We start from the raw sequence: 20,360 nt of genomic DNA on the forward strand, positions 1-20,360 counted from the left end.
AACTGGCATTGTCGCGGCCGTTCCACCGTCGTGACAGCTTGATTCCGCCACGGCCCGCTGTGGACTGCGCCACACTGCGCGCCCTCCGGTTCTGCGGTACCACACCCGCCCCAAAAGGGAGCTGCTTTCCGGACATTGGCTGACGAAGCGCCGGATCACCCGAGTGAGGTACAACAATCCGCCAGCCTACCGCGCCGTAGGGGTCCGGGGATCAGCGGGAGCGTTCGGGCAATCGGCCGCTGAGCAGGAACGCGACGCTCCGCTCCCTCTCCGTCCAGGCCCGGGTGTCGAGTTCGACGGACTGGAGCAGCGCGCACGTGACGTCGTAGCCGTGCTCCGACAGATCCCTGCCCATCAGTTCGGCCGCGTCCCGGGTCCCGGCGTGCGCGACGATGCGCTGCGGGCGGCGGTCGGCGACGGCCGAGACGACCGCGGCTCCCCCGCCGCCGATCCGTACGACGTCCGGTTCGGGCAGGTTCTCCAGGATGTGCGGGGCGGTGCCGTGCACGACCTGGAGCTGAACTCCGAAGCGGCGCGCGGCGGCCATCGTACGGCCGCAGGCGTCCGGGTCCTGGTCGACGGCGAGGACGGCGGCCCCGCAGCGGGCGGCCTCCACGGCGAAGGCCCCGCTGCCCGAGCCGATGTCCCACACCAGGTCGCCCACCCGGGGGCCCAGCCTGGCGAGTTGGGCGGCGCGCAGCGGTTCCGTCTCCCCTTCGCCGAGTCCGCCGCCGTACTCCTCGGCGGGCAGGGCCCAGCCGCGCGGCCCGGCACCGGGGTCGCGGCCCGCGATCCAGCCGCCGTCGGCCGCGGTCACGGGTCCGCCGATGACGATGACGACGTTGGGGTCGCGCCAACTGTGGTCGACGGCCCGTTCGGAGGTGACGACGGAGACCTGTTCGCGTTCGGTGCCGAGTTCCTCGCAGATGACGAAGGTGCGGTGGACTCCTTCGAGGAGCAGGCCGAGTTCGGCGGGTCCGGCGCCGGGTGAGGTGAGTACGGCGACCTTGGTGTGGGCGCGGCATACGTTCACCGCGCGGCGCAGGGTGCGGCTGTGTGCGACGACCACCTGCGCGTCGTCCCAGGGCATGCCCGCGCGCGCGAAGGCGGCGGCCACCGAGGAGACGGCCGGGACGACCTCGACCTCCAGGCCGAACTCGGGGGCGCGCAGGGTGCGTACGACGCCGAAGAAGCCCGGGTCGCCGTCGGCGAGGACCACGGCGGTGCCGCGGTGGGCGGCGATACGGCGGGCGGCGAGGGCGACGCTGCCGAGGCGGACGCGCTCGGCCGTCCCCGGCACTTCGGGGAGGGCGAGATGGTGGGCCGCCCCGGCGACGAGGGTGGCGGCGCCGAGGGCGGAGCGTGCCGCGGCGGTCAGCGGCGAGCCGTCCCAGCCGATCACCGTGACCCGGTCGGCCATCGTCGTCAGTCTCCAGGGGGTTCACGCGGGTCGTCAGGGAGTGGCCCGCACGCGGGCTCCGTGAGGGTACCTGGTCCGGCCGCGTGAGCCCGCGCGGGCTCGGCCGCTGATCGCGGGTCCCTTCGGGTCAGTTCCAGTTCGAGAACGACGTGAAACCACCGGTGTCGGCCAACTCCTCGCTGACGCCGTCGAGATCCTCCGGCAGCAGGCTCCAGACGATGAAGTCGGTGCGCGCATCGGTCCATGTGCCGTCCTCGGCGCGGACGTGCGCTATGCACGCGTTGCGCAGGACGCCCTCGCTGATGCAGCCGATCTTCTGGGCGACCTGCTGGGAGGCGGTGTTGTCGGCCGCCGTGCGCAGCTCGATCCGCTCGAACTTCTGGTCCCCGAAGAGCCATTGGGCCACGGCCACGGCCGCTTCGGAGGCGTAGCCCTCGCCGCGGGCCCAGGGGGCGATGATGTACGACAGCTCGGTGGAGCGGACGTGCCAGTTGGTCTTGGAGAGCTGGACGATGCCGACCAGGCGCTGGGTGAGGAACTCGGTGACCGCGAAGTCGATGCCGTGGCCCGCCGCGCGTTCGGCCGGGGCGTGGTCGGTGATCCAGGAGCGGGCGCGCTCCTCGGTGAACGGCTGGGGGACGTGGGTCCAGGCCCCGACCTGTTCGTCGTTCATCATCTCGGCGAGCGCGGGGACGTCGTCCTCGTCCAGAGGACGCAGCACCAACCGCTCCGTGCTGAGGGAGATGTTGGGGAAGGTGCCAGTCATGCGCCGCTCCGTAACTCGGAAGTACCGTCAGGCCCACAACGCCGACAGGGCCCGCTGAGTTGCCCAGCATGCAGCATCCCGGCCCCCGCACGCACCACGGGGTCCTCTCCCCCACCCTGGGCGGAAGAGGACCCCGTGCGTGGCGGCAGGCGGGCCGGTGCCTCGATCAGAACGCCGGGACGACCGCGCCGTCGTACTTGTCCTCGATGAACTTCTTCACCTCGGGCGACGTCAGCAGCTTGACCAGCTTCTCGACGCGCGGGTCGTTCTCGTCGCCCTTCTTCACCACGAGGATGTTCGCGTACGGGTTGTCCTTGGCGGACTCGGCGGCGATCGCGTCCTTGGCCGGGTTGAGGTGGCCCTCCAGCGCGTAGTTGCCGTTGATCACCGCGGCGTCGACGTCAGCGAGGGAGCGCGGCAACTGGGGTGCCTCCAGCTCCTTGAACGACAGGTTCCTGGGGTTCTCGGTGATGTCCTTGGGGGTCGCCTCGTAGCCGGCGCCCGCCTTCAGCTTGATCAGGCCGTTGGCCTCCAGCAGCTTCAGCGCGCGGGCCTCGTTGGTCGTGTCGTTGGGGACGGCGACACTGGCGCCCTTCTTGAGGTCCGCGAGCTTCTTGACGCTCTTGGAGTAGACGCCGAGCGGCTCCAGGTGCACGGCGCCGCCGGGCGCCGGCACGAGGTCGGTGCCGTTCTTCTTGTTGAAGTCGTCGAGGTACGGCTTGTGCTGGAAGTAGTTGGCGTCGACCTGGCCCTGCTGCACGGCCGTGTTGGGGGTCACGTAGTCGGTGAACTCCTTGACCTCCAGCTTGAGGCCGGCCTTCTTCGCCAGGTGGTCCTTCACATAGGTGAGGATCTCGCCCTGGGGGTTGGGGGTGGCGGCGACCGTCAGGGCGGCGTCGGGGTCGGCCTTGCCGGAGTCGGAGTCCGAACCGCAGGCGGTGAGCCCGAGCGTGAGGGCTCCGGCGGTCAGAACGGCGGCGGTGATCTTGGCGGTGTTACGCACGAAAAGTGCCTTTCCTTGGGGTGGTGCGCCCCCGCTTCACGAGCGGGGGAGTCTGAGGTGAGGCCCCGGGCCTCAGGCGGCCTTGGAGACGTCGGCCGTCTTCTGCTTCCTGTCCTTCAGCAGCCGCAGCCGCGGCGCCGGACCGGAGCGGCCTCCGCCGCGGCGGTGCAGGGAGCGGGCGGCGAAGTCGCCGATGAACTGGATGACGGAGATGACCACGGCGAGGATCGCCACGGTGATCCACATGAGCTGGGTGTCGAAGCGCTGGTAGCCGTAGCGGATGGCGATGTCGCCGAGGCCTCCGGCGCCGACCGTGCCGGCCATCGCCGAGTAGCCGATGAGGGTGACGATCGTGGTGGTGGTATTGGAGATCAGCGAGGGCAGCGACTCGGGGACGAGGACCTTGCGGACGACGGTCCAGGTGTTGCCGCCCATCGACTGCACGGCTTCGACGAGCCCGCCGTCCACTTCCCGTACGGCCGTCTCCACGAGGCGGGCGAAGAACGGGATGGCGCCGATGGCGAGCGGCACGATGGCGGCCTCGCGGCCGATGGTGTTGCCCGTGACCCAGCGGGTGAAGCTCATCAGGGCGACCATCAGGATGATGAACGGCATCGAGCGGGCGACGTTCACCACCTGCCCGAGCAGCTTGTTGGCGACGACGTTCTGCAGCAGGCCGCCCCGGTCGGTGAGGACCAGCAGAAGGCCGAGCGGCAGTCCGGCGACGACGGCGATGACCGTGGACCAGCCGACCATGTAGAGGGTGTCCCAACACGCCTGGGACAGCAGGGGCTGCATCTCGGACCAGGTCACTTGGCACCGTCCTTCACCAGCGAGGCCTTCGGGCCGGCGACGTCGATCTGGAGGCCCTGCTCGCGCAGGAAGCCGATGGGCACGACGTTGTCCTCGTAGCGGCCGGGCAGTTCGATGCGCATCCGGCCGACCTGGAGGCCGCCGACGGTGTCGAGGGCGGCGCCGAGGATCGAGATGTCGATGTTGTACGTGCGGGAGAGCTGCGAGATGACGGGCTGGGTGGCGGCCTCGCCCTGGAAGGTGACGTCGATGACGGTCCGGTCCGGACCCGAGGCGTCGCCGCCGACCGGGAAGAGCGCGGCGGCCAGCTCCGAGCCCGGCGTGGCGAGCAGCTCGCCGACCGTGCCGGACTCGACGATGCGGCCCTTCTCCATGAGCGCCGCCGAGTCGCAGATCGACTTCACGACGTCCATCTCGTGCGTGATGAGCAGGACGGTCAGGCCGAGCGTGCGGTTCAGGTCGCGCAGGAGCTGGAGGATGGAGCGGGTGGTGTCCGGGTCCAGGGCGCTGGTGGCCTCGTCGGAGAGCAGCACCTTGGGGTCGCCGGCCAGGGAGCGGGCGATGCCGACGCGCTGCTTCTGGCCGCCGGAGAGCTGGGCGGGGTAGGCGCCCGCCTTGTCGGCGAGGCCGACCAGGTCGAGCAGTTCGAGCGCCCTGCGGGAACGTTCCTTCCCGGACAGGCCGAGGATCTCCAGCGGAAGCTCGACGTTGTCCCGCACCGTGCGGGAGGACAGCAGGTTGAAGTGCTGGAAGACCATGCCGATCCGGGAGCGCGCCCGCCGCAGCTCCTTGCCGGCGCGCGGGCCGCGACCGGCGAGGGCGGTGAGGTCCTGCCCGGCGACGGTGACCGTGCCGGAGGTGGGGCGCTCCAGCAGATTGACGCAGCGGATGAGCGAGGACTTGCCGGCGCCCGACTGACCGATGACGCCGTACACCTCGCCTTCGCGGACATGCAGGTCGACACCGTCGAGGGCGGTGACCTCGCGGCCTCGCGAGCGGTAGACCTTGGTGAGGCCCGATGTGGTGATCACGTGGGGGTTTCCGTCACTGTCGAGTGCGCGGCGCGAGCGGGCGCCGGGCACGGCGTTCATGGTCGGGTACAGCCAGAACGCAGCACGGTTCTCACCGGGGTGCCGGTGGCGGGGGAGAAACGTGCGCGCGGGAAGGGGCTCGGCCGCGGGCGCCAGGGGTACGGGCGCGGACGCGGAGGTGAGCGGGCTCTCGCTTCGGGGCGCGAGGCTCAGATGGTGCAGGGGCCCTCTAGAAGGCGCACATTCGACGCACAGGACGCATACAACGAGCACCGGGCGTCATGGTCGCCTCGGTCGCAAGGGTGCGGCTGCTCGTCGTGGTCATGGGAGCAGTAAAGCAGACGGGCGGGTGGGCGTCGCCACCCTTGTCCGCATACTGGACGGCCGTGGACAGTCACGTCCGGCCCCACGGCACCGCTCGACATCCCGGTGACCAGCGAGGGCAAGGGCGACAAGCCTCTCACCGCCGGGCGGGCGTCCAACCCGTGGACAGGCGGGCTGTGGCCAACGCCACGAAGACCGTACGAGGGCAGGGCGCCCGGTGCCGCGTCGCCGCGGGCGGCGCGGCACGGCGGAGGCCGGGCGCCGGGCGGGCATGGCCGGGGCCGAGCGCGTCGGGCCTTTTGGCCCGTAATAGGGTCGCGGCATGCTTGATGCCCTGACGCTGGTGACCGGTGTCGCCGCGCTGCTCCTCGCCGCCTGGTGCGGCTGGGCGGCCTACCGTGATCAGCCCACCAAGGACTGGCACTTCATCGGCATGGCCGTGGTGACGCTGCTGACCCTGATCCAGTTGGTCGTCGGCATCGTCCAGTTGGCGCGCGGCGAGAAGCCCGCGCAGGGCACGACGATCTTCGTGGCGTATCTGCTCGGGGCGTTCGCGTGCGTTCCGGCGGCCGGCTTCATGTCGCTGGCCGAGCGCACGCGTTGGGGCTCGGTGACGGTCGCGGCCGGCGGTGTGGTCCTCGCCGTGCTGCAGGTGCGGCTCTATGACATCTGGGGAGGCTGAGATGACGGCCACGCAGGAGAAGCCGGCACGGACGCGGCTCATCAGCGGGCCCGGCATGCTGCTCGTCTGGCTGTACGGCGTGATGGTGGTCGGGGCGGTGTCCCGCTCGGTGGTGCAGATCTCGACGCAGTTCGACAAGGCCCCGCTGGCGTACTCCCTCTCGGCGGTGGCCGGTGTCGTCTACGGCTTCATCACCTACTCCCTGGTGCGCGGCGGGGAGACGGCGCGCCGGGCGGCACGGCTGTGCTGCGCCGCCGAGTTGGCGGGCGTGCTGATCGTGGGCACCTGGACCCTGGTCGAACCGTCCGCGTTCCCCGACGCGACCGTGTGGTCCGACTACGGCATGGGGTACCTCTTCATCCCCGTACTGCTGCCGCTGTCGGCCCTGTACTGGCTTCGCACCTCGCACACGCCGCGCCCCCAGGACGCCTGAGAACCGACGGCCGGGCTTCTTGCCATCGAGGCCCGGCCGTCGGTCCGCTCACGCCGTGGTCGCGTACGTCTCCGCCGTGACCTGCTTCTCCAGGACGATCAACTGGACGCCGTCCTCGCCCTGGGACGTGCCGATCGTCTCGTAGCCGACGCGGCGGTACAGCCGGAGGTTGCCCTCGCTGCGGTGGCCCGTACTGATACGGAACCGCTGGGGGCCCAGCTCCACCAGCGCCGCCTCCACCGCGTGCAGCAGCCGGGCGCCGATGCCGTGGCCCTGCAGCCGCGGGTGCACACAGAGCCTGCCGATGACCGCCGCGCCGTCCTCGGCCACCCTGCCGCGCACGGAGCCGACCACCTCGTCGCCCAGCCGGGCCACGAACACGCAGTGCGAGGCGACCTCCTCACGGACCGAGTCCAGGGTCTGGACGAGCGGGGCGATGCGGTAGTTGCCGTACAGCGCGGCCTCGCTCTGGAAGCACAGGTACTGCAACCTGAAGATCTGCTCGGCGTCCTGCTCGGCCGCCGCAGAGATGGTCACGCTCATGCCCATGTGCGCACGCCTCTCGCTCACCTGATCACCGGTCGTTCCCCCTCACCTTTCCCCGCGCCGCGAGGGCCGCAACCTCCGCCGCGGGCGAACGACGAAGACATCCCAGGCATTTGACACGTTCCTGCCCAAGACTGCCCTGTGAGATACCCAACTCGCCTGTGAATTACGGGTACATCAGATCCTTGGGGTCGAGCAGGGCCTCATGAGACGGAAGGCGACCGCCCCGGCGGCGAGTTGCCGGGACGGTCGCGTGTCAGCCCGACCGGGGCCGCCATGCCGTGCGTCGACGCCTCAGCGGCGGCGCAGGAAGTCCTCGCGGGCGAGCAGGCCGGTGTCGGCGTTGTCCGTGAAGACACCGTCGATCCCGGTGGCGAAGTACGCCGCGAAGGCGCCGAAGGCGTCCCCGTACGCGGCCGGGTCCGTGCCCTTGCGGAAGTTCGCCGGCAGGAAGGTGTTCTCGTTGCGCATGGTGTACGGGTGCAGGATCAGCCCGGCGGCGTGCGCGTCGGCGACGAGCGTGGTCGGCGCGGCGAGGTTGCCCTTCGCGTCCCTCGGGATGACGAGATCGAGGGTCGGGCCGATGCCCTGGGCGTACGTCGCGATCTCCTTGAGGCCCTTGCGGGTGACGAGGTCGGCGACCGTGCGCGGGTCGCCCGTCGCCTGGAAGTCCCAGGGGCGGGAGCCCGCGTCCGACAGCAGCACGACGAGCGGGTTGTCCACGAGCTTGTTCATCCGCTGGATGCTGGTCGGCTCGAAGGACTGGACGATGACCGGCGCGTTCTTCTTGTGCTTGCCGTGCTGACGAAGGATCTTCGCGAGCCGCTCCTCCAGGCCGAGGCCCCGGTCACGGAAGTAGGTGGGGTGCTTCATCTCGGGGTAGATCCACACCTGCTTGCCGCGCTTGCGGGTCTGCTCGTCCTGCCACCGGAGCACCTCTTCGAAGGTGGGGATCTCCCAGCGGCCGTCGTAGAGGGTGTTGCGCGGGCGGGTGGCCGGGATGCGCTCGATCGCGCGCAGGGTCTTCAGCTCGGCGAGGGTGAAGTCCTCGGTGAACCAGCCGGTCGTGGAGACGCCGTCCAGGAGCTTGGTGGTCTTGCGGTCGGCGAACTCGGGGTGGTCGGCGACATCGGTGGTGCCGCCGATCTCCGGCTCATGCCGGCACACGAGGTGGCCGTCCTTGGTGGGCACCAGGTCACCGGCCTCCACGATGTCGGCCCCCATGTCGAGGGCCAGGTCGTAGGAGCCGAAGGTGTGCTCGGGCCGGTAGCCGCTGGTCCCTCGGTGCCCGACGATCGTCGGCACGGGCAGGCCCGCCAGGCCGCCGCCCTTCGGCCCCTTCTGCCGCGGGTCCGCCTGCGCGGTACCGGGCAGCCCGAGCAGCGCTCCGCCCGCGCCGAGCACCGCGGCCCCGAGCAGCGCCCGGCGACCCGTCCCTCGTCCCTGCCCGTACGACTCCTGCGTCTCCTGCGAACCCATCGGGCTCCTTCCCTCACACGTGTTCGAAGCGGCTCGATGGTAGGTGCGTCCGGGTGACGGCCGGAAGACGTACAACGGAACGCGCGGCGGACGTGGCCCGTCCGTCAGGAATCGGACAACGGTCTGCGCCATGGGGTGGGGTGACGGGCCGTCATACGGCGTACGTGATGTCCGTCACCACGGCCCGGCGCATCACACCCGTGTGAACGGGGTGCCGTCGCAGGTAAACACTCGTCCATGACACGTGTCCGCTGTGTGAACCCGATGTGCGACCTGCCGGGCACCGCGAGTATCGTCCTCACCTGCACAGACTCATACCGCTTCCCTTGACATCGGAGGGTCCGTTGTCCCGCTTCACGCTCATCAAGGCAGTGCTCGCACCGATCATGCGCCTGATGTTCCGCCCACGGGTGGAGGGCTTGGAGCACATCCCGGCCGACGGCCCCGTCATCATGGCGGGCAACCACCTGACGTTCATCGACTCGATCGTGCTGCCGGTGGTGACCAAGCGTCAGGTCTTCTTCATCGGCAAGGACGAGTACGTCACCGGCAAGGGGATCAAGGGCCGTCTGATGGCGTGGTTCTTCACGGGCGTCGGCATGATCCCGGTGGACCGCGACGGCGCGAACGGCGGCGTGGCCGCGCTGATGACCGGCCGCCGGATCCTGGAGGAGGGCAAGGTCTTCGGCATCTACCCGGAGGGCACCCGCTCCCCCGACGGCCGTCTGTACCGCGGTCGTACGGGTATCGCCCGCCTCACCCTGATGACCGGCGCCCCCGTCGTCCCCTTCGCGGTGATCGGCACGGACAAGCTGCAGCCGGGCGGCCGGGGCATGCCGCGTCCCGGCCGGGTCACGGTCCGCTTCGGCGAGCCGATGGAGTTCTCCCGCTACGAGGGCATGGACCGCGACCGGTATGTGCTGCGCGCGGTGACCGACTCCGTGATGACGGAGGTCATGCGGCTGTCGGGCCAGGAGTACGTCGACATGTACGCGACCAAGGCGAAGGCCGCGTAACCCCTCGACGACCCCCTCACTGCCAGGGCAGCCGCGCGCGCCGCTCCCAGTAGGCCCGCGGGTCCTCGGCCAGCGCGTCGAGGCGGGCGAGCCGGTCCTCGGTGAGGTCGGCCACGGTGGCGTGCAGGTTCGAGGCGAGTTGACCGGTCGTCGCCGCGCCCGAGAGGACGACCGAGACCCAGGGCTGCCGCAGCACGAAGGCGAGGGCCACCGCGTCGGAGCCGAGGGACGTCTCCTCGGCCACCGCCTTCACGGCGTCCGGCGCCACGGGATCGGCGAGCCGCCCGTTGGCCATGCCCTCCTTGACGATCACGGTGAGCCCGGCGTCATGGGCCTCCGCGAGCGCGGGGGCGGCCGAGGTCTCCAGCACGTTGTACGTGGACTGCACGGCATGGAACAGGGGCGCGCCGTCGACCGTCACCGCGAGGGCGGCGCGGATCGCGTCGGCCTGTGCCGGGCCGCTGGTGGAGAAGCCGATCGTGACGCCTTGCGCCGCGGCCTCGGCGAGTTCGGCGTGCAGGGCGTTGTCGGTGAGGGCCGGGCTGTCCGAGGTGAGGGAGTGGATCTGATAGAGGTCCAGCCGGTCGCCGAGCAGGGCCGCCGTCTCGGCGCGCTGCCGCTCGTACGTGGCCACGCTGTGGTCCTTGACCTCGTGCCGCTCGGCGTCGGTGCGCCAGTTCGCGGTGTAGGTGTAGCCCCACTTGCTGCCCACGACGAGGTCGTCCAGGTCGGGGTGGGCGCCGAGCCAGTCGGCGAGGAACTCCTCGGCGCGGCCGTACGAGCGGGCCGCGTCGATGTAGCGCACGCCCTGCGCGTAGGCGGCGTCGAGGAGTTGATGGGTGCGCTCGCGCAGGGCCTCGACGCTGCGGACGGCCGGGAGGTCGCGCTCGCGGCCGAGGTTGATGTAGCCGGGGCGGCCGACGGCGGCGAGGCCCAGTCCGATGTGGCAGGTGGGGGTCGTCGCCGAGGCCAGTCTGGCGAAGGGCATCGCGGGCTCCGTTCGGTCGGCTGCTTGGACGCCGACCAACGTAACCCGCGCCGCCCCTCGCGTACGCGGCCCGCTACTTCCGCTTCGCGGTGGCCCACGCGTGCTGGGCCGCCACGTTCTCCTTGATCTCGGCGAGCTGGACCGCGACCGCCTCGGGGGCCGTGCCGCCGCGGCCGTTGCGGGAGGCGAGGGCGCCGGGGACGTTGAGGACCGAGCGGACCTCGGGCGTCAGATGCGCGGAGATCTTCGCGAACTGTTCGTCCGTCAGCTCGTCCAGCTCCTTGCCCTCGGCCTCGGCGGCCTTCACGCACTCACCGGCGACCTCATGCGCCACCCGGAACGGCACGCCCTGCTTGACCAGCCACTCGGCGATGTCGGTGGCGAGGGAGAACCCGGCCGGGGCCAGCTCCTCCATGCGCTCGCGGTGCACGGTGAGCGTGGCCATCATGCCGGTGAACGCCGGGAGCAGGATCTCCAGTTGGTCGATGGAGTCGAAGACCGGCTCCTTGTCCTCCTGGAGGTCGCGGTTGTACGCGAGCGGAAGCGCCTTGAGGGTGGCGAGCAGGCCCGTCAGATTGCCGATCAGCCGGCCGCTCTTGCCGCGGGCCAGCTCCGCGATGTCCGGGTTCTTCTTCTGCGGCATGATCGAGGAGCCGGTGGAGAAGGCGTCGTGGAGGGTGACGAAGGAGAACTCCTTCGTGTTCCAGATGATGACCTCCTCGGCGATCCGGGAGAGGTTGACGCCGATCATCGCGGTGATGAAGGCGAACTCGGCGACGAAGTCACGCGAGGCCGTGCCGTCGATGGAGTTGGCCGAGCTGCCGTGCTCGAAGCCGAGGTCCTGCGCGACGGCCTCCGGGTCGAGGCCGAGGCTGCTTCCGGCGAGCGCGCCCGAGCCGTACGGGGACACGGCCGTGCGCTCGTCCCACTGGCGCAGCCGCTCGGCGTCCCGGGACAGGGCCTGGACATGGGCGAGGACATGGTGGGCGAAGAGCACCGGCTGGGCGTGCTGGAGATGCGTACGGCCGGGCATCGCGACGTCGGGGTGGGCCTCGGCGAGGCCCACCAGCGCGTCCTGGAGGTCGGCGATCAGAGCGCCGACGATCCGCGCGTGGTCGCGCAGGTACATCCGGAAGAGCGTCGCGACCTGGTCGTTGCGGGAGCGTCCGGCGCGCAGCTTGCCGCCGAGGTCGGCGCCGAGGCGCTCCAGGAGGCCGCGCTCCAGGGCGGTGTGGACGTCCTCGTCGGCGATGGTGCCGGTGAAGGCGCCCGACACCACGTCCGCCTCCAGCCGGTCGAGTCCGGCGAGCATCTGCGTCAGCTCGTCGTCGTCGAGGAGCCCCGCCTTGTGCAGCACGCGCGCGTGGGCGCGGGAACCGGCGATGTCGTAGGGCGCGAGACGCCAGTCGAAGTGGACGGACGCGGACAGCTTGGCCAGGGCCTCGGCGGGACCGTCGGCGAAACGGCCGCCCCAGAGCCGTACGTCACCGCTGTTGCTGCTCACTTGCGTTGCTCCTCGGAAGATGTCTCTGTGCGACCGCCTCCCCACCCTTGCAGGTGAGGAGGCGGCTGTCAGGCTGTTGTGGACGAGGTGACCCGTACGGGCTTCAGGTCGGGCTCAGCCTGCCAGGTCACGCTGTGCGGCGATCTTCGACGACAGGCTGTAGATGTCGATGAAGCCCTTGGCGGCGGACTGGTCGAACGTGTCGCCGGTGTCGTAGGTCGCGAGGTTGAAGTCGTACAGCGACTGGTCGGAGCGCCGGCCGGTGACGACCGCGCGACCGCCGTGCAGGGTCATCCGGATGTCGCCGGAGACCTGCTGGTTGGCCTCGTCGATGAAGCCGTCCAGGGCGCGCTTGAGCGGGGAGAACCACTGGCCGTCGTAGACCAGCTCGCCCCAGCGCTGCTCGACCTGCCGCTTGTAGCGGGCCAGTTCGCGCTCGACGGTGACGTTCTCCAGCTCCTGGTGGGCGGTGATCAGGGCGATCGCGCCCGGCGCCTCGTACACCTCGCGGGACTTGATGCCCACGAGCCGGTCCTCGACCATGTCGATACGGCCGATGCCCTGGGCGCCGGCGCGCTCGTTGAGCTGCTGGATCGCCTGGAGGACGGTGACGGGGCGGCCGTCGATGGCGACCGGGACGCCCTCCTTGAAGGTGATGACCACCTCGTCGGCCTCGCGGAGCTCGGCCGGGTTGGAGGTGTACTCGTAGATGTCCTCGATCGGCGCGTTCCAGATGTCCTCGAGGAAGCCGGTCTCGACGGCGCGGCCGAAGACGTTCTGGTCGATGGAGTACGGGGACTTCTTCGTGGTCGCGATCGGGAGGTTCTTCGCCTCGCAGAACGCGATGGCCTTGTCCCGGGTCATCGCGTAGTCACGGACCGGGGCGATGCACTTGAGGTCGGGGGCGAGGGCGACGATGCCGGCCTCGAAGCGGACCTGGTCGTTGCCCTTGCCCGTGCAGCCGTGGGCGACGGTGGTGGCGCCGTGCTTCTTCGCGGCGGCGACCAGGTGCTTGACGATGGTCGGCCGCGAGAGGGCGGAGACCAGCGGATAGCGGTCCATGTAGAGGGCGTTGGCCTTGATCGCCGGGAGGCAGTAGCCGTCGGCGAACTCGTCCTTGGCGTCGGCGACCTCGGCCTCGACGGCGCCGCAGGCGAGGGCGCGCTTACGGATGACATCCAGGTCCTCGCCGCCCTGGCCGACGTCGACCGCAACGGCGATGACCTCGGCGCCCGTCTCCTCGGCGATCCAGCCGATGGCGACGGAGGTGTCCAGACCGCCGGAATAGGCGAGTACGACGCGCTCGGTCACGGGTTTCTCCCTCACAGTGCATTCGCTGATATGCATGAGTATGCAGGGTCCTGCATGATTCGTCAATCCGGGGCGGGCGTGTCGCGTACCCCTCGGCCGAACGGGGGCCGCGGGGCATACTCGACGCCCATGGGAAAGAGCCATGAGCGCCTGGACGGCAGGCTGCGTACGTTCATCGAGTCCCAGCCCCTCTTCTTCACCGCGACCGCTCCGTTGTCCGGCGACGGCACGGTCAACCTCTCCCCGAAGGGCCTCAAGGGTTCCCTCGCCGTGCTCGACGAGCGCACCGTGGCGTATCTGGACTTCGCGGGAAGCAACGCCGAGACGATCGCGCATCTGCGGGAGAACGGCCGGATCACCCTGATGTGGTGCGCCTTCCAGGGCCCGCCGAACATCGTCCGCGTGCACGGCCGCGGCGAGCCGGTCTTCCGCGACGACCCCCGCTTCGAGGAGCTGCTCGCCCGCTTCCCGGACATCGACCCGGCGCCGCACGGGCTGCGCGCGATCATCGTCGTGACCGCCGAGCACATCCGGGACACCTGCGGCTACGCGGTGCCCCTGATGGCGTACGAGGCGGACCGCGATCTGCACGGCAAGCGGTTCGCGCGCGAGGACGACGCCTCTCTCGATGCCTACTTCCGGCGGAAGGAGCACGTCGAACGGAGCCTGGACGGCCTGCCGGGACTGCCGTTGCCCCTGCCGCCCTCTACGGTCTGAGGCATGCGCCCCGGTGTCGTCGTCGCCCTTGTCTCCGCTTCCCTCGTGCTGCCCGGCACCACTGCGAAGGCCCCGCTGCCCGAGCGGATGGCGGACACCGGCGGCGGCACGCAGTTGATCACCGCACAAGCACCCCGCCCCGAGGCCACGACCGGCACGGTCACCTGGTGGGACCGGCGCGGCGGGCGCTGGTCGAGGACCGGCTCCGCACCGGCCCGCTTCGGCGCGCACGGCCTCGCCGAGGGCGCCTCCCGCAGACAGGGCACGAACACGACCCCGACGGGCCTGTACACGCTGCCGTACGCGTTCGGCGTCCGCCCCGCGCCCACCGGCACGACGACGCCCTACCGCCGGGTGCACCGGGACACCTGGTGGTGCCAGGACACGCGGTCGCGCTCCTACAACCGCTGGACCCGGCCGCTCCCGGCCGACTGCCGCGCCGCCGAGTCGGAGCACCTGATCGACTACGGGTCGCAGTACGGCTACGCGCTCGTCGTCGGCTTCAACTACCGGCGGCCGGTGCCGGGGCGCGGCGCGGGCATCTTCCTGCACGTCAACGGCAAGGGGGCGACGGCCGGTTGTGTGTCGGTGCCCGAGGCCGCGATGCGCCGGATCCTGGCGTGGGCCGACCCGGCACGGCGGCCCCGTATCGCGATCGGGACGACGGGCGGGGCGACGGCGCTCACCCGCTACTGACGCTCACCCGTTACGGACACTCAGCCGCTACTGATCGGGCCGCTCCCCCGGCCCGGTCGCTCGTACGGGAAGGCGCACGGTGAAGGTCGTCGACCCCGGACCGCTCGTCAGTCCCACGCTCCCCTCGTGCGCCTCCGCCACCGCCGCCACGATCGACAGGCCGAGTCCCGCGCCGCCGCCCTGGTGCTCCGGGCGACGGCGGTGGTCGGCGCGGGTGAAGCGCTCGAAGACGCCGGGCCGCACCGACTCGGGGACGCCGGGACCGTCGTCATGGACCGCGAGGACGACCACGTCGGCCTCCGTCTCCAGCGAGACGGTCACCTTCGTGCCCGGCGGCGTGTGCAGACGCGCGTTGGCCAGCAGGTTGGCCAGCAACTGGTGGAGCCGGTGGCCGTCCCCGGTCACCTTCACCGGCTCCTCGGGCAGCTCCATCCTCCAGTGGTGGCCGGGGCCCGTGGCCCGTGCGTCCGTGACCGCGTCGAGGACGAGCCGGGTGACGTCGACGGGGAGCCGTTCCAGCGGGCGGCCCGCGTCCAGCCGGGCCAGCAGCAGCAGATCATCGACCATCTCGCCCATGCGCGCCGACTCGGCGGCGATCCGCTCCAGGGCACGGCTCACCTCCGGCGGGACGGGGCCGGGGTGCAGCAGCGCCAGCTCGGCGTGGCCGCGGACCGAGGCGACCGGTGTGCGCAGTTCGTGGCTGGCGTCGGCGGCGAAGCGGCGCAGCCGTTCCTCGCTCGCCTGCCGCTTGGTCAGCGCGTTCTCGACATGGCCGAGCATGCGGTTGAAGGCGGCGCCCACCTGGCCCACCTCGCTGCGCGGATCGGCCTCCGGGACGCGCGGCGGCAGCGTGACCTCGCCGCTGGCCAGCGGCAGCTCGCTGACCTGGGTCGCGGTCGCGGCGACCCGGCTGAGCGGCCGAAGGGGCCGGCGCACCCAGAGGGCGCCCGCGACGCCGGTGACCGTGAGAGCCGCGCCGAAGACGACGGCGGAGACGAGTTCCAGCCGGTGCACCGCGGCCTCCACCGGCTCCAGCGGCAGTCCGGTGATCAGTACGTCGCCGTCCGCGCCCTCGACCGCCATCAGCCGGTACTCACCGAGCGACGACAGCCGTACGCCATGGCCCCTGCCGTCCACGGCGACCGCCGCGAGCGTGTGTGCGTCCGCCGCGCTCAGCGGGGCCCGCAGCCCGGTGGTGTCGCTGCCGGAGCGCACCACGGCGGCGTTGGTGACCGTGCCCCCGACCAGCCGGGCGCCGAAGGTGCCGGTGGACTGCCTGCGGGTGTCGCCGTGCTCGTCGCCGTCGTGGTCGGACGGTTGGACGCGGTGTTCCAGGCTCGCAGGGAACCGCGGGCCCACCTCGCGCAACTGCTGGTCGAGGCGGCCGGTCAGGAAGCCGTTCAGCTCGATCACGGCGGCGAGGCCGACGGCGGCGCAGCTCAGCGCGAGCAGCACGACGAGCCCGGCGGTGAGCCGGGCGCGCAGGGTGCGCGGCCGGGGCAGGCGTCGCACCCACCGCGCTCCGGGCCGCGCCCTCACCGGGCCACCGGCTTGAGGACGTAGCCGGACCCGCGCACCGTGTGGATCATGGGCGCGCGGCCCGCGTCCACCTTCTTGCGCAGATAGGAGATGTACAGCTCGACGACATGGGCCTTGCCGCCGAAGTCGTAGGACCACACCCGGTCGAGGATCTGTGCCTTGCTGAGCACGCGCCGCGGGTTGAGCATCAGGAAGCGCAGCAGCTCGAACTCGGTGGGCGTCAGCTCGATCAGCTCGCCCGCCCGGGTCACCTCACGGGCCTCCTCGTCCATGACCAGGTCCCCCACGGTCAGCCGGGGTCCGTCCACGGTCTGCCGGGCCATGCCCGCGCGGCGCAGCAGTCCGCGCAGCCGGGCGACGACCTCTTCCAGGCTGAACGGCTTGGTGACGTAGTCGTCGCCGCCCGCGGTGATTCCCGCGATGCGGTCCTCGACGGCGTCCCGCGCGGTGAGGAAGAGCACACAGACGTCCGGCTTCACCGCGCGCAGGGAGCCGAGGACGGCGAAGCCGTCGGCGTCCGGGAGCATCACGTCCAGGACGACGGCGTCGGGCAGCAGCGTGCGGGCCTCAGCGACGGCGGTGGCGCCGTCCCCGGCCGTGCGGACGTCCCAGCCCTCGTAGCGCAGGGCCCCGGACAGCACCTCGGCGAGGTCCGGGTCGTCGTCGACGACGAGCACGTGCACAGGTGTGCCGTCGGGACGGGCGAGGGCGGGGCGGCCGGGGCGGGAGCTGTTCATCGCACTTACCAGCATCCCTCACGTCGGAGAGCGGCCGGTGTCGTGGGCGCCTCTGAGTTCCCTATGAGGTCCGGGGCGGGGGTTTGAGAGCGGACTCTGAGGTTCGGCCTGCACAGTGGCGTACGGGTCGTCCCGGTGACCCCGTCCGGAGGGAACGCACATGGCCACGGTGTATCAGCGGCAGGCGTCGCCGCTCGTCCGGCGCCTGCCCGCGGGCTTGCTTCCGGTCCTCCTGTGGGCCGGGGCCGCGGCCGTGGTCGCGCTGTGGTGGCGGGACACCGACTCGGTCGTGGGCGCGGCCGGCTGGCTGACCGGGGCCGGGCGGCTCACCGGGCTGCTGTGCGGGTACGCCTGCGCCGTGCTCGTCGGGCTGATGGCCCGCGTGCCGCTCCTGGAGCGGCGTATCGGCTCGGACCGGGTGTCACGCTGGCACGCGACGGCCGGGCGGTACACGGTCTGTCTGCTGGTCGCGCACGTCGTCCTGATCGTCTGCGGGTACGCGGCCCAGGACCGTATCTCGCCGGTGGGCGAGCTGGTCACCGTGGTCCTGCACTACCCGGAGATGCTCAAGGGCACCCTCGGCGCGGTCGTCCTGGTCGTCGTGGGCGTCGTCTCGGCGCGGGCCGTGCGCCGCAGGGTCACTCACGAGTTCTGGTACTACGCGCATCTCCTCACCTACGGCGCGGTCTTCCTCGCCTTCGGCCACCAGCTCGCGCTCGGCGCGCAGTTCACCGGGAACGCGGTCGCGCGGGCCGCCTGGTACGCGCTGTACCTCGGCGTCGCGGCCCTCGTGGTGTGGTTCCGGATCCTGACGCCCGTACGGCTCAACCGGCGCCACCGGCTGCGCGTGGAGTCGGTGTATCCGGAGGCACCGGGCGTGTGGTCCGTGGTGATGAGCGGTCGGCGTCTGGAGCGACTGGGCGCCCGGCCGGGGCAGTTCCTGCGCTGGCGGTTCCTCACGGACGGACTGCGCTGGACGTCCACGCCGTACTCGCTGTCGGCGCCGCCTCGCCGGACCCGGCTGCGCATCACCGTGAAGGCGCTCGGCGACCACAGCGCGTCGGTGGCCGGGCTGCGGCCGGGCACGAAGGTGTGGGCGGAGGGGCCGTACGGGTCGCTGACCGCGGACCGCAGGACCGGTGGCCGGGCCCTGCTGATCGCGGGCGGCGTCGGGGTCACCCCGATCCGCGCCCTGTTCGAGACGCTGCCGGGCGAGGTGACGCTGCTGTACCGGGCGCGCTCGGCCCAGGACCTGGCCCTGCGAGCCGAGTTGGAGACCATAGCGCGCGAGCGCGGCGCCCGCGTGCTGTACGCCCTCAACGGCCCGGACGGCTCGCGCCCGTATCTCACGCCGGAACATCTGCGCTCCGCGGTGCCCGACCTCGCCGGACACGACGTCTACCTGTGCGGTCCGCCCGGCTTCGCGGAGGCGATGTACGAGGTGCTGCGTGCGGCCGGGGTCCCCGATCGCCGTATCCACCACGAGTCGTTCGCACTGTGAGGCCCGTATGCATCCGCTGAAGAGGAAGAACCCGCTGCGCCGGGTCGTGCTGGCGAGCGCCGCCACCGTCTCCGGGGTCGTGCTGCTGCTGTCGCTGAAGCCGCACACCGCGCCCGGTCTCGCCCTGGCCGCGCCCTCGTCCGCCCCGTCGGGCGGTGGTGCGTCGCGCGGGTCGGCCCCGGCCGGAACGCGGACCGTCACCGGCGACGCGGTCCCGACCCGCTACGGCCCCGTCCAGGTCCGGATCACGGTGACGAACGGCAGGCTCACCGATGTCACGGCGGTCGCCACCCCCCAGGACAACCCGAGGGACCGCTCGATCAGCGGCTACGCGGTCCCGCAGCTCACCCGGGAGGCGCTGGCCGCGCAGAGCGCGAGCATCGACGCGGTCTCCGGCGCAAGTTACACCAGTGCCGGATACCGGCGGTCCCTTCAGTCGGCCCTGGACAAGGCGGGTGGCTGAATGACCGGCCGGACGACCACGCCCCCGCCGGCACCGTTCGCGCTGCGGCACGCAGAAGAGGCGATGGGCACCGTCTTCTCCTTCGACGTGCGCGGCGGCGAGCCCGAGACCGTACGGCGCACGCTGGCGGAGGCGATCGACGAACTCCACCGGGTGGACGAGGTGTTCAGCACCTACCGGGAGCACAGCCAGCTCTCGCGGCTCTCCCGCGGCGAGCTGACCGTGGCGGACTGCGCCCCGGAGGTGGCCGAGGTCCTCGCCCTGGGCGAAGCGGCGGAGCGGCTCAGCGAGGGCTGGTTCAGCACCCGGTACGCGGGGCGGACCGACCCGACCGGGATCGTGAAGGGCTGGGCGGTCGAACGGGCGGCCCGGCGGTTGGCGGCGGCGGGCACGACCGGGGTGAGCGTCAACGGCGGCGGGGACGTGCAGACGTACGGCGCGCCCGGTCCGCACCGCTCCTGGCGGGTCGGAGTGGCGGACCCCCTGCGCGCGGGCGGGCTGGCGGCGGTGGTGTCCGCGGCGGGTGCCGACGGGCTGGCGGTGGCCACCTCCGGGACCGCGGAGCGCGGCGCGCACATCATGGATCCCCGCACCGGCAGGCCCGCGGTCACCGACCTGGTGGCCGTGACCACGGTGGGACCCCGGCTGACCTGGGCGGACGCCTGGGCGACGGCCGCCTTCGCGCGGGGCTCGCGGCAGGCTCTGGACTGGCTGGAGTCCCTGCCGGAGGTGGAGGCCCTGCTGATCACGGCGCAGGGCGAGGCGCGGTGCACGCGAGGGCTGGCGGCCTGGCTGGGCTGAACGCCCGCGGGGACGGCGTACGGGCTCTCCGTACCGCCGTCCCCGCGTGGGTCACTGGCCGTTCTGTGCCAGCCGCAGCAGATGGTCCGCCAGGGCCTGGCCGCCGCTCGGGTCACGGCTGATGAGCAGGAGGGTGTCGTCGCCCGCGATCGTGCCGAGGATGTCGTGCAGTTCGGCCTGGTCGATCGCCGAGGCCAGGAACTGCGCCGCACCGGGCGGGGTGCGCAGGACCACGAGGTTGGCGGAGGCCTCCGCCGAGATCAGCAACTCCTGGGACAGCCGCCGCATCCGCTCCTCCTTGGCCGACTCGCCGAGCGGTGCGCGCGGGGTGCGGAAGCCGCCCTCGCTCGGGACCGCGTAGATGAGGTCGCCGTCGTTGTTGCGGATCTTCACCGCGTTCAGCTCGTCCAGGTCCCGGGAGAGCGTCGCCTGCGTGACGCTCAGCCCGTCGTCGGCGAGCAGCTTCGCCAACTGGCTCTGGGAGCGCACCGGTTGCCGGTTGAGGATGTCCACGATCCGTCGGTGGCGTGCGGTGCGGGTCTGCGGCACGGCGGGCCCCGTGTGGTCGTGGTCCTGCGCCTGACTCATCG

The 20,360-nt window shown here is 71.7% G+C and carries 21 protein-coding genes and 1 pseudogene; 8 read left to right on the forward strand and 14 right to left on the reverse strand.

Annotation, left to right across the window (positions count from 1 at the left end):
- Nucleotides 1–211: 211 nt before the first annotated feature.
- The 5 genes from cbiE to NGF19_RS08515 form a co-directional block, all read right to left on the reverse strand.
- A complete protein-coding gene (gene cbiE, locus NGF19_RS08495) occupies nucleotides 212–1,420 on the reverse strand; it encodes a precorrin-6y C5,15-methyltransferase (decarboxylating) subunit CbiE (protein WP_252423674.1) in 1,209 nt (402 codons plus the stop codon).
- 127 nt (nucleotides 1,421–1,547) lie between these two features.
- Complete coding sequence (locus NGF19_RS08500; protein WP_252423676.1) at nucleotides 1,548–2,186, reverse strand: GNAT family N-acetyltransferase; 639 nt, start codon at nucleotides 2,184–2,186, stop codon at nucleotides 1,548–1,550.
- A gap of 166 nt (nucleotides 2,187–2,352) precedes the next feature.
- Nucleotides 2,353–3,189, reverse strand: a complete 837-nt coding sequence (locus tag NGF19_RS08505) for a MetQ/NlpA family ABC transporter substrate-binding protein (protein WP_252423677.1) — start codon at nucleotides 3,187–3,189, stop codon at nucleotides 2,353–2,355.
- 72 nt (nucleotides 3,190–3,261) lie between these two features.
- On the reverse strand, nucleotides 3,262–4,002 hold the full coding sequence (locus NGF19_RS08510; protein WP_252423678.1) for a methionine ABC transporter permease: 741 nt from the start codon (nucleotides 4,000–4,002) through the stop codon (nucleotides 3,262–3,264).
- Nucleotides 3,999–5,033 carry a methionine ABC transporter ATP-binding protein gene (locus NGF19_RS08515; RefSeq protein ID WP_252423679.1) on the reverse strand — a complete coding sequence of 345 codons (1,035 nt, stop codon included), beginning with the start codon at nucleotides 5,031–5,033 and terminating at the stop codon, nucleotides 3,999–4,001. The genes NGF19_RS08510 and NGF19_RS08515 overlap by 4 nt, the downstream gene beginning before the upstream one ends.
- A 646-nt stretch (nucleotides 5,034–5,679) precedes the next feature.
- Between NGF19_RS08515 and NGF19_RS08520 the strand changes: the two genes are divergently transcribed.
- Together NGF19_RS08520 and NGF19_RS08525 are read left to right on the forward strand one after the other, a co-directional pair.
- Nucleotides 5,680–6,039, forward strand: a complete 360-nt coding sequence (locus tag NGF19_RS08520) for a hypothetical protein (protein WP_252423680.1) — start codon at nucleotides 5,680–5,682, stop codon at nucleotides 6,037–6,039.
- Between the two features lies 1 nt (nucleotide 6,040).
- A complete protein-coding gene (locus NGF19_RS08525) occupies nucleotides 6,041–6,472 on the forward strand; it encodes a hypothetical protein (RefSeq protein WP_252423681.1) in 432 nt (143 codons plus the stop codon).
- Nucleotides 6,473–6,520: 48 nt separating this feature from the next.
- Here NGF19_RS08525 and NGF19_RS08530 read toward each other — a convergent pair whose 3' ends face one another.
- The 3 genes and pseudogenes from NGF19_RS08530 to NGF19_RS08540 all read right to left on the reverse strand — a co-directional run bounded on the left by NGF19_RS08530 (nucleotide 6,521) and on the right by NGF19_RS08540 (nucleotide 8,497).
- On the reverse strand, nucleotides 6,521–7,021 hold the full coding sequence (locus NGF19_RS08530; protein WP_252423870.1) for a GNAT family N-acetyltransferase: 501 nt from the start codon (nucleotides 7,019–7,021) through the stop codon (nucleotides 6,521–6,523).
- Nucleotides 7,022–7,046: 25 nt separating this feature from the next.
- Nucleotides 7,047–7,259 (reverse strand): annotated as a pseudogene (locus NGF19_RS08535) (sigma-70 family RNA polymerase sigma factor); the annotation flags it as partial.
- Between the two features lie 53 nt (nucleotides 7,260–7,312).
- Nucleotides 7,313–8,497 (reverse strand): glycerophosphodiester phosphodiesterase, encoded by a 1,185-nt coding sequence (locus NGF19_RS08540; protein WP_252423682.1) that lies wholly within the window; start codon nucleotides 8,495–8,497, stop codon nucleotides 7,313–7,315.
- A gap of 326 nt (nucleotides 8,498–8,823) precedes the next feature.
- Here NGF19_RS08540 and NGF19_RS08545 point away from each other — a divergent pair, with 326 nt between their 5' ends.
- Nucleotides 8,824–9,513: a lysophospholipid acyltransferase family protein gene (locus NGF19_RS08545; protein WP_252423684.1), complete on the forward strand. Its 690-nt coding sequence runs from the start codon at nucleotides 8,824–8,826 to the stop codon at nucleotides 9,511–9,513.
- A gap of 16 nt (nucleotides 9,514–9,529) precedes the next feature.
- Here NGF19_RS08545 and NGF19_RS08550 read toward each other — a convergent pair whose 3' ends face one another.
- From NGF19_RS08550 to NGF19_RS08560, 3 genes are all read right to left on the reverse strand, one after another.
- Entirely contained in the window at nucleotides 9,530–10,501 is a 972-nt protein-coding gene (locus NGF19_RS08550; protein WP_252423686.1) for an aldo/keto reductase, read from the reverse strand.
- 73 nt (nucleotides 10,502–10,574) lie between these two features.
- Nucleotides 10,575–12,005 (reverse strand): argininosuccinate lyase, encoded by a 1,431-nt coding sequence (argH, locus tag NGF19_RS08555; protein WP_252423688.1) that lies wholly within the window; start codon nucleotides 12,003–12,005, stop codon nucleotides 10,575–10,577.
- A gap of 114 nt (nucleotides 12,006–12,119) precedes the next feature.
- The gene (locus NGF19_RS08560) at nucleotides 12,120–13,316 is read right to left on the reverse strand and encodes an argininosuccinate synthase (protein WP_252423690.1); all 1,197 of its coding nucleotides are present in this window, start codon (nucleotides 13,314–13,316) and stop codon (nucleotides 12,120–12,122) included.
- Between the two features lie 129 nt (nucleotides 13,317–13,445).
- Between NGF19_RS08560 and NGF19_RS08565 the strand changes: the two genes are divergently transcribed.
- The gene (locus NGF19_RS08565; RefSeq protein WP_252423692.1) at nucleotides 13,446–14,033 is read left to right on the forward strand and encodes a pyridoxamine 5'-phosphate oxidase family protein; all 588 of its coding nucleotides are present in this window, start codon (nucleotides 13,446–13,448) and stop codon (nucleotides 14,031–14,033) included.
- Nucleotides 14,034–14,036: 3 nt separating this feature from the next.
- Nucleotides 14,037–14,729, forward strand: coding sequence for a L,D-transpeptidase family protein (locus NGF19_RS08570; RefSeq protein WP_252423694.1), 693 nt, complete (start codon nucleotides 14,037–14,039; stop codon nucleotides 14,727–14,729).
- Between the two features lie 27 nt (nucleotides 14,730–14,756).
- Here NGF19_RS08570 and NGF19_RS08575 read toward each other — a convergent pair whose 3' ends face one another.
- Entirely contained in the window at nucleotides 14,757–16,241 is a 1,485-nt protein-coding gene (locus NGF19_RS08575) for a sensor histidine kinase (RefSeq protein ID WP_252423696.1), read from the reverse strand.
- Between the two features lie 23 nt (nucleotides 16,242–16,264).
- A complete protein-coding gene (locus NGF19_RS08580) occupies nucleotides 16,265–17,005 on the reverse strand; it encodes a response regulator transcription factor (RefSeq protein ID WP_252423698.1) in 741 nt (246 codons plus the stop codon).
- A gap of 160 nt (nucleotides 17,006–17,165) precedes the next feature.
- On the opposite strand from NGF19_RS08580, the gene NGF19_RS08585 reads away from it, so the two are divergent.
- The 3 genes from NGF19_RS08585 to NGF19_RS08595 are packed head-to-tail and all read left to right on the forward strand — an operon-like array spanning nucleotide 17,166 to nucleotide 19,770.
- Nucleotides 17,166–18,506, forward strand: a complete 1,341-nt coding sequence (locus NGF19_RS08585) for a ferredoxin reductase family protein (protein WP_252423700.1) — start codon at nucleotides 17,166–17,168, stop codon at nucleotides 18,504–18,506.
- A gap of 7 nt (nucleotides 18,507–18,513) precedes the next feature.
- Nucleotides 18,514–18,969 (forward strand): FMN-binding protein, encoded by a 456-nt coding sequence (locus NGF19_RS08590; RefSeq protein WP_252423702.1) that lies wholly within the window; start codon nucleotides 18,514–18,516, stop codon nucleotides 18,967–18,969.
- On the forward strand, nucleotides 18,970–19,770 hold the full coding sequence (locus NGF19_RS08595; protein ID WP_252423703.1) for an FAD:protein FMN transferase: 801 nt from the start codon (nucleotides 18,970–18,972) through the stop codon (nucleotides 19,768–19,770).
- 51 nt (nucleotides 19,771–19,821) lie between these two features.
- On the opposite strand, the gene NGF19_RS08600 is transcribed toward NGF19_RS08595, so the two are convergent.
- Entirely contained in the window at nucleotides 19,822–20,358 is a 537-nt protein-coding gene (locus NGF19_RS08600) for an arginine repressor (protein WP_252423704.1), read from the reverse strand.
- Nucleotides 20,359–20,360 lie beyond the last annotated feature (2 nt).

This window comes from Streptomyces macrolidinus (assembly GCF_023887685.1).
Classification (GTDB): Bacteria; Actinomycetota; Actinomycetes; order Streptomycetales; family Streptomycetaceae; genus Streptomyces; species Streptomyces macrolidinus.

What these genes read in the sequence shown, in the direction of transcription:
- NGF19_RS08585 (WP_252423700.1), top strand. Translation starts at nt 17,166, where the DNA reads ATGGCCACGGTGTATCAGCGGCAGGCGTCGCCGCTCGTCCGGCGCCTG.
- NGF19_RS08580 (WP_252423698.1), bottom strand. Translation starts at nt 17,005, where the DNA reads ATGAACAGCTCCCGCCCCGGCCGCCCCGCCCTCGCCCGTCCCGACGGC.
- NGF19_RS08570 (WP_252423694.1), top strand. Translation starts at nt 14,037, where the DNA reads ATGCGCCCCGGTGTCGTCGTCGCCCTTGTCTCCGCTTCCCTCGTGCTG.
- cbiE (WP_252423674.1), bottom strand. Translation starts at nt 1,420, where the DNA reads ATGGCCGACCGGGTCACGGTGATCGGCTGGGACGGCTCGCCGCTGACC.
- NGF19_RS08525 (WP_252423681.1), top strand. Translation starts at nt 6,041, where the DNA reads ATGACGGCCACGCAGGAGAAGCCGGCACGGACGCGGCTCATCAGCGGG.
- NGF19_RS08530 (WP_252423870.1), bottom strand. Translation starts at nt 7,021, where the DNA reads ATGGGCATGAGCGTGACCATCTCTGCGGCGGCCGAGCAGGACGCCGAG.
- NGF19_RS08565 (WP_252423692.1), top strand. Translation starts at nt 13,446, where the DNA reads ATGGGAAAGAGCCATGAGCGCCTGGACGGCAGGCTGCGTACGTTCATC.
- NGF19_RS08520 (WP_252423680.1), top strand. Translation starts at nt 5,680, where the DNA reads ATGCTTGATGCCCTGACGCTGGTGACCGGTGTCGCCGCGCTGCTCCTC.
- NGF19_RS08590 (WP_252423702.1), top strand. Translation starts at nt 18,514, where the DNA reads ATGCATCCGCTGAAGAGGAAGAACCCGCTGCGCCGGGTCGTGCTGGCG.
- NGF19_RS08550 (WP_252423686.1), bottom strand. Translation starts at nt 10,501, where the DNA reads ATGCCCTTCGCCAGACTGGCCTCGGCGACGACCCCCACCTGCCACATC.
- NGF19_RS08540 (WP_252423682.1), bottom strand. Translation starts at nt 8,497, where the DNA reads ATGGGTTCGCAGGAGACGCAGGAGTCGTACGGGCAGGGACGAGGGACG.
- NGF19_RS08500 (WP_252423676.1), bottom strand. Translation starts at nt 2,186, where the DNA reads ATGACTGGCACCTTCCCCAACATCTCCCTCAGCACGGAGCGGTTGGTG.
- NGF19_RS08600 (WP_252423704.1), bottom strand. Translation starts at nt 20,358, where the DNA reads ATGAGTCAGGCGCAGGACCACGACCACACGGGGCCCGCCGTGCCGCAG.
- NGF19_RS08595 (WP_252423703.1), top strand. Translation starts at nt 18,970, where the DNA reads ATGACCGGCCGGACGACCACGCCCCCGCCGGCACCGTTCGCGCTGCGG.